The sequence below is a fragment of the Methanomicrobiales archaeon HGW-Methanomicrobiales-1 genome (assembly GCA_002839675.1).
Taxonomy (GTDB): domain Archaea; phylum Halobacteriota; class Methanomicrobia; order Methanomicrobiales; family Methanospirillaceae; genus Methanoregula.
In genome coordinates this window covers 1,052,851-1,067,459 of sequence record PGYM01000001.1, presented here as the reverse complement: position 1 = coordinate 1,067,459, position 14,609 = coordinate 1,052,851, and the positions used below count along the sequence as shown (strand labels likewise).

Annotated in this window: 11 protein-coding genes; 9 read left to right on the top strand and 2 right to left on the bottom strand. The window is 51.2% G+C overall.

The genetic code is table 11. The features are described 5' to 3' along the window. Positions 1–113: 113 nt before the first annotated feature. The 8 genes from cdhA to CVV30_05240 all read left to right on the top strand — a co-directional run bounded on the left by cdhA (position 114) and on the right by CVV30_05240 (position 11,261). Complete coding sequence (cdhA, locus tag CVV30_05275) at positions 114–2,468, top strand: CO dehydrogenase/acetyl-CoA synthase complex subunit epsilon (GenBank protein PKL70759.1); 2,355 nt, start codon at positions 114–116, stop codon at positions 2,466–2,468. Between the two features lie 2 nt (positions 2,469–2,470). Then, complete coding sequence (gene cdhB, locus CVV30_05270; protein PKL70758.1) at positions 2,471–3,010, top strand: CO dehydrogenase/acetyl-CoA synthase complex subunit epsilon; 540 nt, start codon at positions 2,471–2,473, stop codon at positions 3,008–3,010. A 5-nt stretch (positions 3,011–3,015) separates the two neighbouring features. Further along, complete coding sequence (gene cdhC, locus CVV30_05265; GenBank protein PKL70757.1) at positions 3,016–4,395, top strand: CO dehydrogenase/CO-methylating acetyl-CoA synthase complex subunit beta; 1,380 nt, start codon at positions 3,016–3,018, stop codon at positions 4,393–4,395. Continuing rightward, a complete protein-coding gene (gene cdhD, locus CVV30_05260) occupies positions 4,396–5,634 on the top strand; it encodes a CO dehydrogenase/acetyl-CoA synthase subunit delta (GenBank protein ID PKL70756.1) in 1,239 nt (412 codons plus the stop codon). Beyond that, positions 5,631–7,076: an acetyl-CoA synthase gene (locus tag CVV30_05255; GenBank protein ID PKL70755.1), complete on the top strand. Its 1,446-nt coding sequence runs from the start codon at positions 5,631–5,633 to the stop codon at positions 7,074–7,076. The genes cdhD and CVV30_05255 overlap by 4 nt, the downstream gene beginning before the upstream one ends. Before the next feature lie 95 nt (positions 7,077–7,171). After that, on the top strand, positions 7,172–9,013 hold the full coding sequence (locus tag CVV30_05250; protein ID PKL70754.1) for a ferredoxin: 1,842 nt from the start codon (positions 7,172–7,174) through the stop codon (positions 9,011–9,013). A 200-nt stretch (positions 9,014–9,213) separates the two neighbouring features. After that, on the top strand, positions 9,214–9,837 hold the full coding sequence (locus CVV30_05245) for a class I SAM-dependent methyltransferase (protein PKL70753.1): 624 nt from the start codon (positions 9,214–9,216) through the stop codon (positions 9,835–9,837). A 62-nt stretch (positions 9,838–9,899) separates the two neighbouring features. Continuing rightward, a complete protein-coding gene (locus CVV30_05240; GenBank protein PKL70752.1) occupies positions 9,900–11,261 on the top strand; it encodes a hypothetical protein in 1,362 nt (453 codons plus the stop codon). A 227-nt stretch (positions 11,262–11,488) separates the two neighbouring features. On the opposite strand, the gene CVV30_05235 is transcribed toward CVV30_05240, so the two are convergent. Then, entirely contained in the window at positions 11,489–12,349 is an 861-nt protein-coding gene (locus CVV30_05235) for a hypothetical protein (GenBank protein ID PKL70751.1), read from the bottom strand. 192 nt (positions 12,350–12,541) lie between these two features. On the opposite strand from CVV30_05235, the gene CVV30_05230 reads away from it, so the two are divergent. Beyond that, complete coding sequence (locus CVV30_05230) at positions 12,542–13,210, top strand: hypothetical protein (protein ID PKL70750.1); 669 nt, start codon at positions 12,542–12,544, stop codon at positions 13,208–13,210. Between the two features lie 310 nt (positions 13,211–13,520). Here CVV30_05230 and CVV30_05225 read toward each other — a convergent pair whose 3' ends face one another. Continuing rightward, positions 13,521–14,600 carry a GHMP kinase gene (locus tag CVV30_05225; protein ID PKL70974.1) on the bottom strand — a complete coding sequence of 360 codons (1,080 nt, stop codon included), beginning with the start codon at positions 14,598–14,600 and terminating at the stop codon, positions 13,521–13,523. Positions 14,601–14,609: the final 9 nt, after the last annotated feature.

The following is a 14,609-nucleotide window of genomic DNA, read 5'->3' as shown; positions in this document are numbered from 1 at the left end:
CGCAATTCCTCTTTGGCAATTCTCGCTAAAAGAAAATGAACTGCCACTGCCCACTTCGATAACCTTATGTGGGCTATTCTTCAATGTATGTGTGAATTTTTCGTGGGTGAATAATGAACAGGAAAGGCGTCAATATCAAGATCAAAGAGTTGAATTCTGATATCGCACAGCTTCGCGATATCAGCCTCACGATTGGCGCCATTAATGAGGAGAAATGGGATGAACCGATGGGCCCGACGCCATTTCCTTCGCTCACCACTCTCCGGAACTGGGATCTCACCCTTCTCAACCGGTACAAACCCTTTTACCTGCCATTCTGCGATCTCTGCTGCCTCTGCACGTACGGCAAGTGCGATCTTACCGGCACCAAACGCGGAGCATGCGGTATTACCATGCCCGCCCAGCAGTCAAGGACTGTATTAATCTCTGCCTGCATCGGTGCGGCCACTCATATTGGTCATGCCCGGCATCTTCTTGATCATTTGATCGAAAAATACGGCCGCGATTTTCCGATAAATGTGGGGGAGACGGGTGTTGAAGTGGAAGCCCCGGTAACCCGGCTAGTCTGCGGTATAAAACCGGTTACTCTCGGTGACCTTGAACCCGTGCTGGACTATTGTGAAAACCAGGTCACCCAGCTCCTCTCGGTCACCCATGTCGGGCAGGAAGGAAATAACCTTGATTTTGAATCCAAAGTGCTGCATGCCGGCATGATCGACCAGCTCGGGATGGAAGTTGCCGATATTGCACAGATATCGGCTCTCGGTTTTCCCAAGGCTGATCCTGAATCAGCCCTGGCAGACCTTGGCCTCGGAACGGTGGATACCAGCAAACCGGTAATTCTTGTCATCGGTCATAATGTTCCGCCATCGACCGAGATTATCGATTATCTCCAGAAAAATGACCTTAGTTCTGATGTAGAAGTCACCGGTATCTGCTGTACTGCACTTGACATAACCCGGTACTCTGCACGGGCAAAGATCATCGGCCCCATCTCCTGGCAGCTCCGGTACATCCGGAGCGGCATTCCCGATGTAGTGGTGATCGATGAGCAATGCGTTCGCGCCGATACCCTGCAGGAATCTGCACATATTCATGCCCCCCTGATTGCGACCAGCGAAAAGAACTGTCTCGGGCTTCCTGACCGAACCAACGATCCGGTCGATGAAATTGTCCATGATTTTGTGACCGGAAAGATGAACGGGGCGCTCATTCTCGATCCCGTCAAAGTCGGGGAAGTGGCAGTTCGGACCTCAGTTGCAATCGCTCCGTTAAGAAAAAAGCACAAAACCCTGCCAGAAGGAACTGATGCCATTATTGCACTGGCAAAAAAATGCACCCAGTGTGTCCTCTGCCGGCGCGCCTGCCCCAATGATCTACCCCTGCCTGCCGCAATCAAGGCCGCAGCGCAGGGCAATTTGTCCGGTCTCGATGAGATTTACGATGATTGTATTGGCTGTGGGCGATGCGAATCTGCCTGCACGCAGAAGATACCGGTCCACAGCCTGATTGTTGCAGCTGCTGAGAAAAAGACCCGGGAGGAAACCTATTGTATCCGGACCGGTCGGGGAGCCATCCAGGATGTTGAGATCCGGAAAGTGGGTGGCCCGATTGTCCTTGGAGAGATCCCGGGTGTAGTCGCGTTTGTCGGATGCGCCAACTACCCGAAGGGCTCGCGTGAAGTAGCTGAGATGTGCATGGAGTTTGCAAAACGCCGGTATATAGTCTGCACCTCCGGTTGTTCTGCTATGTCTGCGGGAATGTACCGGAATGAAGACGGGAAGACCGCGTACGAACTTTACTCCGGTGCCTTTGAAGCCGGCGGTATCGTAAACGTTGGCTCCTGTGTATCCAATGCCCATATTGCCGGCGCCGCCATCAAGATTGCCAGCATCTTTGCAAAGCGCCCGCTGCGGGGCAACTACGAAGAGATTGCCGATTACGTGTACAACCGGGTCGGCGCAGTCGGTGTTGCCTGGGGTGCGATGTCCCAGAAAGCAGCAGCAATTGCCGCCGGTTTCTGGCGTCTCGGCATTCCGGTAGTTGTCGGGCCGCATGGCACCAAGTACCGGCGCATGCTGCTCGGCCGTGCGGATAAGGAAGAAGACTGGTACGTGTACGATGCCCGGACCGGGAAAAAAGTGTATGGGGGGCCGGTACCGGAACACCTCTTTTTTGCCGCAGAAACAAAGGAAGAGGCGATGGTAATAATTGCCAAGCTGACCATGCGCCCCAACGATACCAGCAAGGGTCGGGCAAACAAGCTGGCAAATTATGTTGACCTCCACAAGCGGCTCATTGGCGGTATGCCCCCCGATGTCCACCAGCTGGTCAGGACCCTTGCTGATGTGCCCCTGACCATGAAAGATGAGATCGTTACCCACCTCCATGATCATAACTGGAAGGAACACCCGATCCCGGACCCCACGCTCCTGAAACGAATGATCCATAAACCGAGGGACGGATAATCATGTCGAAGACTGACTCATGGCAGACCGCTGAGATCCCCGGGCCGAAAAAGGCTTCCCTGATCATCAAGCCGGATATCGCTGATGCCATGATCCGGAGGGCCAAACGCCCCATCATGATCGTTGGTCACGGCATTCTCGAATATGAAGTTGAAGGCAGGAAACTGATTGACTGCCTTATCGAACTATCAAAAAGAGGAAAAATTCCGGTTGTTGTTACGGCAAGTACGAACCGGGAATTTCTCAACCGAGGTTTCTCTCCCGCTGCCCTGATGCCTGCCGTTGATATCGCCAACCGTCTCACGGACTCCCAGTGGAGAGGCCTTGACGGGAAGGAATCCTATGACCTGGCAATCTTTGTCGGTCTCCCGTATTACATGGAATGGACCATTCTTTCGGGTCTCAAGCATTTTGCCCCCCACGTCAAGACCATGACCCTCGATTGCGTGTACCAGCCCAATGCGAGCTGGTCATTCCCGAACAGCACGATCAAGGACTGGGCGGCAAACCTCACATCCATTGTTGCAAACCTGGGGGACTGAAACGCATGTTTGACAATATTCCCGTAGAAGTCGGTCTTGTCCATGAAGGGGAACGTATCCGCAAGAACGATATGCAGGTGGAACTGGGAGGGCCAGCCGAGCCGGAAAAATTCGAGATTGTCCGGGTCCGGCCTATGGAACAGGTCACTGACGGTGAGATCCGGATTATCGGCCCGGATCTGAGCGCCATGGAACCGGGTTTGCATTACCCGATTGGCATCCTTGTCGAAGTTGCCGGTGCCCGTATCGAAACGGATCTTGAAGGAGTCGTTGAACGGCGGATACATGAATACTCGAACTATATCGCGGGATTCATGCACCTCAACCAGCGGTATGATATCTGGATCCGGCTCTCAAAAAAGGCCTATGCCAAAGGACTGAACTCCTTTACCTTTATCGGAAAGGTCATGCACGAGCTGTTCCGGAACGAACTGCCCATTTTAGAAAAGGTCCAGATAACATTCATCACCGACAAGGAAAAAATCCGGCCGCTCTATGCAGAAGCCCTTGGAGTCTATGAAGCCCGGGATGCACGGGCACGCGGGCTTTCCGATGATGACGTGGATACGTTCTACGGGTGTGCACTATGCCAGTCCTTTGCCCCTACGCATGTCTGTGTCATCACCCCGCAGCGCTATGCCAACTGCGGTGCAATCAGCTGGTTTGACGGCAGGGCAGCAGCGGGAGTTGATCCCAAAGGCCCGATCTTTGCAATCGAGAAAGGCGAGTGCCTCGACCGCGAGAATGGCGAGTATACCGGCATAAATGAGAGTGCAAAAAAGCGATCTATGGGTGAAGTGAGCCGGGTCTACCTCTACTCGGCATTCGGGTATCCCCATACTTCCTGTGGTTGTTTTGAAGGCATTGCATTCTATATCCCCGAAGTGGACGGGTTCGGGATTGTCCACCGCGGGTTCCGTCAGGTTACGGTAAACGGCCTTGCCTTCTCGACCATGGCTGATTCAACGGCCGGCGGGCGTCAGGTGGAGGGTTTCCACGGTCTCTCGATCGAATACATGCGGTCAACAAGATTCCTGCACGCGGATGGCGGGTACAACCGTGTGGTATGGATGCCCTCAGAGATCAAGGAACGCCTGAAGGAGTTCATTCCGTCAGGTGTCTATGAAGCCATTGCCACGGAAAAGGATGCCATGTCGGTTGCAGACCTCAGGGTATTTTTAGAAGACCATCATCATCCGGTGATCCAGCGCTGGGTTGCAGAAAAAGAAACCGCTGCGGGATCTCCGGATATTCCCACCGTATTTTCTGCCGGGGATATTCCTATGACGGTTGGTGGATTCCGGGTTATCTTAAAAAATGCAAAGATTACTGCGGAAAAAGTGATCATCCTGCCGGTCAAACCCCCGGCACCGAAGGGGAGGTGAATGGTGGCGCAAAAAAATAATTCCGGCATAAACAGCGAACAGTTGCTCTCGTTAGCCCCCCAGCTTCTCGAACTGCTGAAAGGTGTACAGCAGGTTGAGTTGCAGAATGTGATGCTGGAGATCGGCGATCTTGAGTTTTTCATCCCCTCATCAGCATTAGCTCCTTTGCTCACCCAGCCTCAGGTCACACCCGTCTTAATGCAAAAACCCACGGAACTGATCCGTGAATCCTATGTACCCCACATAACAGAATTCCCGGGAAAGATCCGGGAAGTAACCCTCGGGGCAACAAAATCACAGGGCGGCAGCCGGAGCAAGACCCTCACCATCGGCGGTGCAACAACTCCTGCGTATGCAGACCGGTTACATCCACCGGCCCATGCCCCGGTCTTCTCGCTCGATGTCTTTGATATGACCGTCTCCCTGCCCATGGTCCTTCGCGAGAATGTGAAAGAGGTGATGGAAGATCCCGCTGAATGGGCGCGGATGAATGTGAAAAAATTCGGGGCGGACATGATCACCATCCACCTGATGAGCACGGATCCTCTTCTCAAGGATGCCAGTGTAAAGCAGGCGGTAAAGACCGTTGAGGACGTGTTGCAGGCTGTAGATGTCCCTATCATGGTCGGAGGCTGCGGCGATCCGAAGAAAGATGCTGCTGTTTTTACCGCGGTAGCCGAGATGGCTCATGGGGAGCGCCTGCTGCTGAACTCTGTTACGCTTGATATGGCCGAAGCAAAAACACTGGAGAGCGTTGCTACCGCAGCCCGCGATCATGACCATGTGCTTCTCGCATTCACCGGTCTTGAACTGAATAGCGCAAAGGAACTGAACCGGAGGCTGTATGAGTTCATTCCCCCAGAACAGATCGTCATGGACCTGACAACCGTGGCGCTGGGGTACGGGCTGGAGTACTCGTTTACGATTCATGAGCGTGCCCGGTATGCGGCCCTCATGGGGGATTTGGAACTGGCACACCCGGTGATATCGGCTGCAACCAATGCCTGGGCTGCCCGGGAAGCCTGGATGAAGATGCCCCCGGAATACGGGCCGCGTGAACTACGGGGTCCGATCTGGGAAACGGTCAATGCCCTTACCCTGCTCCTTGCCGGTATTGACCTGTTCCTCATGATGCACCCGGCAGCAGTCCTCACGCTCAAAGACGTAATTCACCGTCTCGAAACAAAGGAAAATCCTCCGGTTGAACAGATCCATGACTGGGTGAGCGTGAGAATATGAGCAGCCCCGGTACCCTGCCCCAAAAAAAGGCTAAAAAAAGCATACGGGAGATCAGCCCCATAGATGTCTATACCCTGCTCCCCCGGACAAACTGCAAGGAATGCGGGGAATCCAACTGCATGGCATTTGCCACGCGGGTAGTCAATGGCGAACTGATGCTCTCTGCATGCCCTCCGCTTCATACGATTGAATATAGCAAGGAGCACGAGTCTCTTTCGCATCTTATGGCACCCCCGGTGCGCCAGGTAACCATCGGTACCGGAGCATCGGCTGCCATTACCGGTGGGAAATATGTGCTCCAGCGGCACGAGTTTACCTATCACAACCCGACCCCGGTCGCAATCGATGTCAATGATCTCATGACCGATGATGAACTGGTTGCCCGGGTCCGCCAGATCAGCGGTTTTTCCTACAATTATATCGGAAGAACCCTAAAACTCAATGCGATTGCCATCCGTTCCTGTTCAAACGATCCTGCAATCTTTAAGGCAACCGTGAAACGGGTGGCAGACGCAACCGACCTGCCCCTGATTCTCTGCACTCTCGATCCGGTTGTCATGGAAGCCGGCCTGTCTGAAGTGAAAGAACAGCGCCCGCTCATCTATGCGGCGACCGAGAAGAACTGGAAACAGATGGCTGACCTTGCCCTGGCCTGTCATGCTCCGCTTGCCGTCTTTGCCCCCCATGATATCCCGTTGCTTCGTTCGCTGGTAAGGACCTTACTTGCATATGGTATCACCGATCTTGTTCTTGACCCGGGGACAGTAGCAGAAGCCGGATTGGCTGAAACGATCAGTACCTTTACTGCCATCAGGACACAGGCCTGCAGGAATTTCGATGAACTGTCCGGTTTTCCGCTTATCGGGGTTCCGCTCACGGTCTGGACCGGTGGGGAGTTATCCGAAGATGTCTTAAAATGGCGGGAAGCCACCACGGCATCGATGCTCCTGACCCGGTATGCTGACCTGCTCATCATGCATAGCCTTGATGGCTGGGTGCTGCTCCCGCAGCTTATCTGGCGGTTCAATATTTACTCCGATCCCCGGAAACCGGTGTCTGTCGAAGCCGGTGTAAAAACATTCGGCAGGCCCGGCCGTGATTCCCCGGTCCTTATCACGACAAATTATGCTCTCACCTATTTCACCGTGGAATCCGATATCAAGGCAGCAAACCTTGACTGTTACCTCATCGTAACCGATACTGGTGGCCTGAGCGTGGAAAGTGCTGTTGCAGGACGGTATTTTACCGCAGATGCAATCGCATCGTCCATAAAGGAATATGGGGTAGCTGACCTCGTGGATCACAAAACGCTGATCATTCCCGGATTATCCGCCCGCCTCAGTGGGGAAACCGAAGAGGCAACCGGCTGGAAAATCCTGGTAGGGCCCAAGGATTCATCCGGTATCGCCTTGTATATCCGCGAACGCTGGCACAAGGAGTAATGAATTGAACATCACGGTCGAAAATAATTCCCGGTCGGCTTGTATGATTCATTATCAATTTCCATTTTTTCCCTATCTTTTCTCCGAGGCTTTCCATGACTGAGCAGGTTACCGTCTCGTTCTCTCCGGTGAACAAGCAGGTTTCCGTACCAAAGGGCACGACCGTACTTGATGCAATCCGTAAAGCAGCAATCCTGTTCGAAAGCATCTGTGGCGGAAACGGGGAATGCAATAAGTGCAAAGTTATCTTTGTGAAAGGCTCAAGCGATGCCGGTTCACCGCTGAGTCTTCACGGGCTTACTCCAGAAGAGATAAAGAACAACTATTGTCGGGCCTGCCACACACATGTCCTGGCAGATTGCGAGTTTATCATTCCCGTGGAAAGCAGGATCTTTTCTCCCCAGATCCTCATGAACAGCATAAGCGACAATCCCGAACTTTCTCCTCTTGTCGCAAAATACCGGTTAATGCCGGAACATGATGCCGGTCACTCCGCTTCGTCCCGCTCGCTGCGCCTTGAAGGGTATGCCGGAACCCGCCCGCACATGACAAAAGAGCAGCACGATCGCCTGCTTACTGTAAAAGCAATGGTTACGGTCACCATTACCCGCTCCCGTAATTACCCGGAAGTTATCGCAATAGAAGACGGCGATACCCGGGAACAGAACTATGGTCTTGCCCTGGACCTCGGAACTACAACCGTTGTGGGGGTGCTCGTAAATCATTCCGACGGAAGTATCCGGGCACAGGCCTCTTCTCTCAACCGGCAGATCACGCTCGGTGAGGAGCTCCTGACCCGTATCCATGCAGCAAGAAAACCTGAAGGCATGGCAACGCTCCAGCGCCTTGCGGTGGAAAGTATCAATGATGTTATCAGCCAGTTGACCCCTTCTGCAGTCGTGGACCCGTCCCATATCAACGACATCTGTATCAGTGGAAATACCGTGATGGAATACCTTCTTGTTGGAAAAGACTGCCATGACCTTGAGCTAGCCAACATCCCGGTCTCCCGGAAACCGATCCTGATCCCTGCCCGGCAGCTTGGGATTGGGGTAAATCCCGGGGCATATGTATACTGCCTGCCCAATGTCAGCCGCTTTGTTGGGGGCGATGCCGTAGGAGATGTATTGGCTTCGGGAATGCATTCCTCAAAAGATCTCTCGCTTCTCATCGATCTTGGGACGAACGGTGAAGTAATCCTGGGAAATTCCGACTGGCTGGCCTCCGTTTCCTGCGCATCCGGTCCTGCCTTTGAAGGTGCCGGGGTCAGCTCCGGTATGCGGGCCATGCTTGGCGCAATCGAATCTGTCAGTATCGATCCCAAAAACTTCACAGTATCCTGGACTACCGTTGGAGATGCACCCCCCCGGGGGATTTGCGGTTCTGGTATCATTGATGCTGCTGCCGCGATGGTACGTGCGGGAATTCTTGACTTTACCGGAAAGTTGGTTGACGGAAAGCCCGGAGTCCGGACCGGGCTGGAAGGTCCTGAATATGTGCTTGTACCCAAAGACAAGACGGCTACCGGCAGGGATATTGTGATCACGGGGCAGGATATGGCATACCTGATGGACTCGAAAGCAGCAGTACTCGGGTCGATTGGAGTGCTGCTGAAAAAGTACCGCATTCTGGTCTGCGATATAAAAAATGTGTACCTTGCCGGGGCATTCGGGACATTTGGCGACATAAAAAATGTTGTCCGGTTCGGCATTCTGCCTGATTTTTATAATGCCTCATTCCAGGGAATCGGTAATGGTTCGCTGAGTGGCGCCTATGCAACACTCATGTCTGAAAAGAAACGATCCACCGCACAGGAAGTGGCAGACAAAATGGTTTATATCGATCTTCTTACTGAGGCAGATTTCATAGAAGAATATTCAGCGGCAATTTACATTCCCGGAAAAAAAGAATATTTCTCCCGTGAAGAAATAACCTGAAGACCTAGCAGGGATATTGGTTTTTTTAATAAGAACCCGTGCTGATGACGGCTATTTTAAGCAAATCCTGAACCTTGCTTTTATTTATGGGAATTATTTCCAATAACGTTTGCAGATCGTTTAAGGTCCTGACAGATTCCACCAGGTATGCGAGTAACCGGCTTTAAATTTCCCGGTCCTAAATTGGTAAGTAAGGAGAGATCGTGAGAAAAGATTCCGAGGCCTGGGACAAGGATTACCTGCAACGCGGAGCACTCTGGAGTGGTACCGTACATCACCTGCCGGTCTTATCGCCTGGTTCCCGGGTGCTTGAACTTGGTTGCGGCAATGGCAAGACCCTCTCTTGTATGATCCAGCGCCACTGGGATGTGGCAGCCATTGATTTTTCCCCCTGTGCAGTCAGGATGTGTAAACCCATCACCGATACCGACCCCAATGGATTTACCTGTGTAGCCGATGCCCGCTGGTTGCCCTTTGCACCCGGCATTTTTGATGGGGTGATCGCGATTCATGTTCTTTCGCATCTGGTGAGCAGCGATCGCAAACATGCGGCTGCTGAAGCAACGGGAATGTTGAAAAAAGGCGGCATCCTGTATTTTTCAGGATTTTCTGTTGAAGATTTTCGATACGGTAAAGGGTCTTTAGCAGAACCGGGAACGATCCGTAAAGGATCGGGGATTATTACCCATTTTTTTACCGAACAGGAAGTACAGGATCTTTTCTGTACCTTACACCTCCAATCCATTACCACGAAACGGTGGTCCCTGCGTGTCCGCGGGCAGGAGCATCCCCGTGCTGAAATCCAGGCATTGTTTATCAAATAATTTCGGGCAGGTTTTTTCTCTGCAAAATATCTCCTGATGATGTTTTTTTCCGGTTACCAGAAATGTTTATACTGGAAAAAGCCATTCTCCCTAGACGGAGAATTACTATGAAAAAACTGCTTTTTCTTGTGGGTATCGCTATGAGTATGTTCCTGCTTACCATCCCGGTGGTAAGCGCACTTGGCGGCGAAGAGGGATGGATTGATATCCGCTGCAATGTTGATGGGGCGAGAGTCTATTTTGATGGTGTGGAAAAAGGCTTGATCAACGGGGGTTCCCTCACGGTCTCAGTATATACGACGGCTGCCCCGTACCATTCATTTTCCGTAGAAAAATCCGGGTACACTCCTTACAGCGGGGATATCTCGATGCCGGGTGCCGGGGAAACAAGGACTTATTACGCCACATTAAACCCGATTCCAACACCGGTTCCACCGGTTAATTATGGTTCAATCTATGTTGAATCGTCACCGTCCGGTGCCTCAATTTATTTTAATGGCAACTACCGGGGAAGTGCCCCCCTGACAATCAGCGAAGTCTGGCCAGGAAGTTACACGATACAGGCAGAACTCAACGGGTACCATACCTACACGACAACCACTTCGGTCTCATCCGGGACACGTTCGTCTGTCTATTGCCCCCTCTCTCCCTTGGATACTTCGGGCGCTTTGTATGTGATTTCCGATCCCACAAACTCAAAAGTGGTCCTGGATGGCATGTACCGTGGAACAACTCCCCTCACCCTCAACAACCTTGCATCCGGTACCCACATAGTCGAACTCGACCATGCAGGATATTATGACTGGAAATCAACCGTCACCGTACCGTCCGGCGGGACAAAAACCGTTTCAGGCACACTCAACCCGGTACCCGTGAGCAATGTCGGATGGGTATATGTGTCCTCAAGTCCCGGTGGCGCATCGGTAACCCTGGATGGGAATAATTACGGGCAAACCCCTTCAAGCGGCTCACTGAAACTGAATAACATTGGCGTTGGCGATCATACCATTGCCCTCGCTCTTTCGGGTTACGAGACTTATACGACTCCGGTCAGTGTAAATGCAAACACGGTTTCGGAAATCAACGCGATTCTTTCACGGGTGGGACCAAAACCCGGCTATGGTGAATTATCCATCTCCTCAACACCAGCTGGCGCAAATGTATTAATTGACAATAATTTTGTCGGGATTACTCCATTAACCTTAAAGGATATTCCTGTGGGAAGCCATGTCGTGATGGTCCGGCAGCCTGGTTACCAGGATTATGAAGTCACGACAACGGTAAACGCGGGTGCAGTGAGCACGGTTGTTGCCGGAATGTCACCGGTTACTCCCACAACCCAGCAGAAATCCGCGACGCTTCCGTTGATGGCGTGCGGAGCGCTTCTTGTGCTGGCGTTCTTCTCCATTAGAAATAACCAGTAACTTTTTTTTCTTTTTTTGTGTTTTGGATAAAACGGCCTCACTGTATCGTCCCCTTTCTGACATCCAACGATCAAGGAGGTTTACGGACATCCTTGCCTAATCACCGGACCCCGATACAGAATGTGTCCGAAGATGTGACTCTGCAGATCGTAGATGGTGAAGAAATGCATAATCCCCTAAAAAGGGTGTTCTTCCATCCTCTCCTGGATGAATTATCAAAAAAAAAATTACCGGACTATCTTTCGCAACATGATGCATCCGCTGACCGCAAGTCCCGTGATCAACAGACAGAACCCGGGAACAGGCAGAATTCCCTGGGGGGCAGTAGTTGTTTGTGGCGAATACTGGAGGAATACAAATACATTGGTTGTTTTGCCTTCAACGATGGCTATGGTCTTTGTCACGGGTTGAAAACCCTCTTTCTGGAACAGCAGCGTATGGGTTCCTGCCGGAATATCAGAAAATGTCCCGGGAGTATCTCCCATATAGTTGCCATCAATGGATACCTGAACACCTTCCGGGGACGCAGTTACGTTAATGCTGCCGGTCTGATCCATGGTTGTGGAGGCAGAAGGTTTCGAAGGATCGATCACAATATGGGTGAGTGAAGGAAGAACCGCTGAGTTTGCAAATGACCTTGTATAAGCATCAGGGAATGTTATCGTGATCTTTGCAGGTGTAAAATCGGCAGTCACCACGCTGCTCAATGCAGATTCTTTTAAGGCAATCTCTGCCTTCTGGAAATTCATGGAAGCGGTGCGGTACTCAGTTCCCGTTGCCACATCCTGCGTATCGGCAAATTTTTTTAAGATCATGACTGCTCCCGTTTTGTCCATGGAGAGGAGAACCGGGGGTTCTGAACTGGTGGTCAGGCCTTTTTTGAGTTCTTCTTCCAGCATAGACTGGGGTATGGCATTTTCCAAAAAACCCTCAAGGGTAAATTTGAAACTTGCCGTAGCATCACCGCTTTTGTCAATAGTAATATCAAGAGAATTTGCGGTAAATGCATGTGCCGGTGAAATAAAAAGCACAGCGATACATGCGATTGCGAGAATGCGGAGCAGGTTTGTAGAACAGATATGAGACATTGTTACATCACTCCATGGGGGATGATATTATCCGATCGAGTGAATCATTTTAGGTGCTTATCCCCGATATATGTTCTTAAGCGGATGATTTTTGAGATAATTTTTCCGCACTCCGATTGGAATTACCGCATTTTAGCTAACCGGCAGGAACTCAACTTAATATAGGGACCGAGCCCATATTTTTTTACCCATATGTTCGATTTTTTGATCACTATTTTTCTTCATCTCGACCAGAACATGGTCTCTGTTGTCCATGAATACGGCATGTGGACGTACCTGATTCTATTTTGCATCATTTTTCTTGAGACCGGTTTTGTCATTATGCCTTTCCTTCCTGGAGACTCCCTGCTCTTTGTTGCAGGTGCGGCGGCAGCAAGCGGGATAATGGATCTTCAGTGGCTGTTTATTGCAATTATTCTTGGTGCAGTACTGGGAGATTCCGCAAATTACTGGATTGGCAATTATATCGGCCTGCATGTTTTTCTCGAGCGGTTCCCCAATCTTGTGAAAAAAGAGTATATTGACCGTACGTATATTTTCTATGAAAAATACGGTGGTGCGACGATCTTTGTTGCACGGTTCGTCCCGTTGGTGCGGACGTTTGCCCCGTTCCTTGCCGGCGTAGGATCCATGCACTATCACCGCTTCCTGTTCTATAATGTGGTGGGTGCCGTGTGCTGGACTGCGGGAGTTGTTCTGGCCGGGTATTATTTTGGTTCATTTACGGTAGTAAAAGAAAACATGAGCCTCATGATCATTGCTGTCATTGCCCTGAGTGTGATAACCATCCTGTTCATACTCTATGGCATTGTATCCGGGTACCTGGAAAACCGGAAAAATTCTGAAGCCCGGAAAGAATAATTTTTTTATAGTCATCAATATTGGCGGGCAACAGGAATCTGCTTATTGATAAGGGCTGATGCCCCCATACTCCCATGAATGAGGTTCTGCCGTACCCGATGGGCGTTCTCGTGGCAATCCCGTCGATAAAAAGGATGGAGCCGGATTTTTTAAATCACCTTAAGACCCGCTTAATCTAATTATAATTTGGATAAACCTCCCTGCCCAGCAAGGCCCTGCCGAGGCGGCCAGCGACTCTAAATGATGGTGGGAGACATCGCAATAATAACAGGAAGGAAAAATTTCGGTGGTAAAATTTCACTTAAAAAAATTATTTTTTATGGCGGATCGTCATGCCCTTGTTATCGACTTTTGTGCTGATGGTAACGTTCAGGCCAAGAGGTTTGAGCAGTGTATCCATGGACTTCCTGTCAAGCGCAGTGACTACGGCAATGGAAGGTCCTACCGAACTCATACCGACAAACTCGAGTTTTTTCTCCCGCAGCTGGCTCATGTAGTGATAGATCCCGTAACTGTGGTGCTCCACTTCAGCCCGCTTGGATCCCCGGAACTCGATCTCCCAGACCACATCGCCTGCCTTTTTTATGTCATCTTTTTCCAGTGCAGGGACAAGGTCCATCAAGAAAAGATATGCCTTGAGTTCGCGGTCCCGGTAATCCAGTGTCCGCGCCTTGTTCATCAGGAGATCGAATTCCTGGGTACCGGCCGATGAAATGTCGGTCGGGGGGATGATGATATGGACATTTTTTCCTTCGGCAAACGCATGGTGGTAGACCAGCGAGAGCTCATCGCCCATGATTGCCATGCCGCCATAGGTACTTACTGCCGGGCCGACACCGGTCTCGAACCCGAAGGCAATATTCCCGTCTTCGGTCTCTTCGACATAGTTATGGCCGATAAGGTGACGGAGCTGGGTGTTGGAAAGCGGGGAACCCACAGCGACATTCATCGCTGTCGCAACTGCAATCATTACGGTGCTGGTCGATCCAAGGCCCACGTGTTTCTGTTCATGATCGGTTGCCGTAATGGAAAAACCGCCATTATAACCGACCGCCTTTTTGAAAACCGCCACAAAGTTTTCGACAATGGGGGCGCGCTCGTAGTTGATAGAGATTGATTTTTTTGTGCATTCTACGGTTGCAGTACAGTAGCACTGGATCGCAAACCCGATACCCCCGCCGCCCGGGTGGTCCGGGGCAAACCGGTTCATGTCCAGCACGGTTAAGTGGATGCGTGCCGGGGCTTTTACGATAACTTTGCCTTTTTTTGGAGCCAGCTTATACTTCTTTTTCTCAAGTCCGAGCGTCTTTAAGATCGTCATTGGAGCGAATGATTTGAACTCGTACTCCACGAGATCGAGATCTCCGCCACGGATTTTCATGATCGGCATGGTAACAGT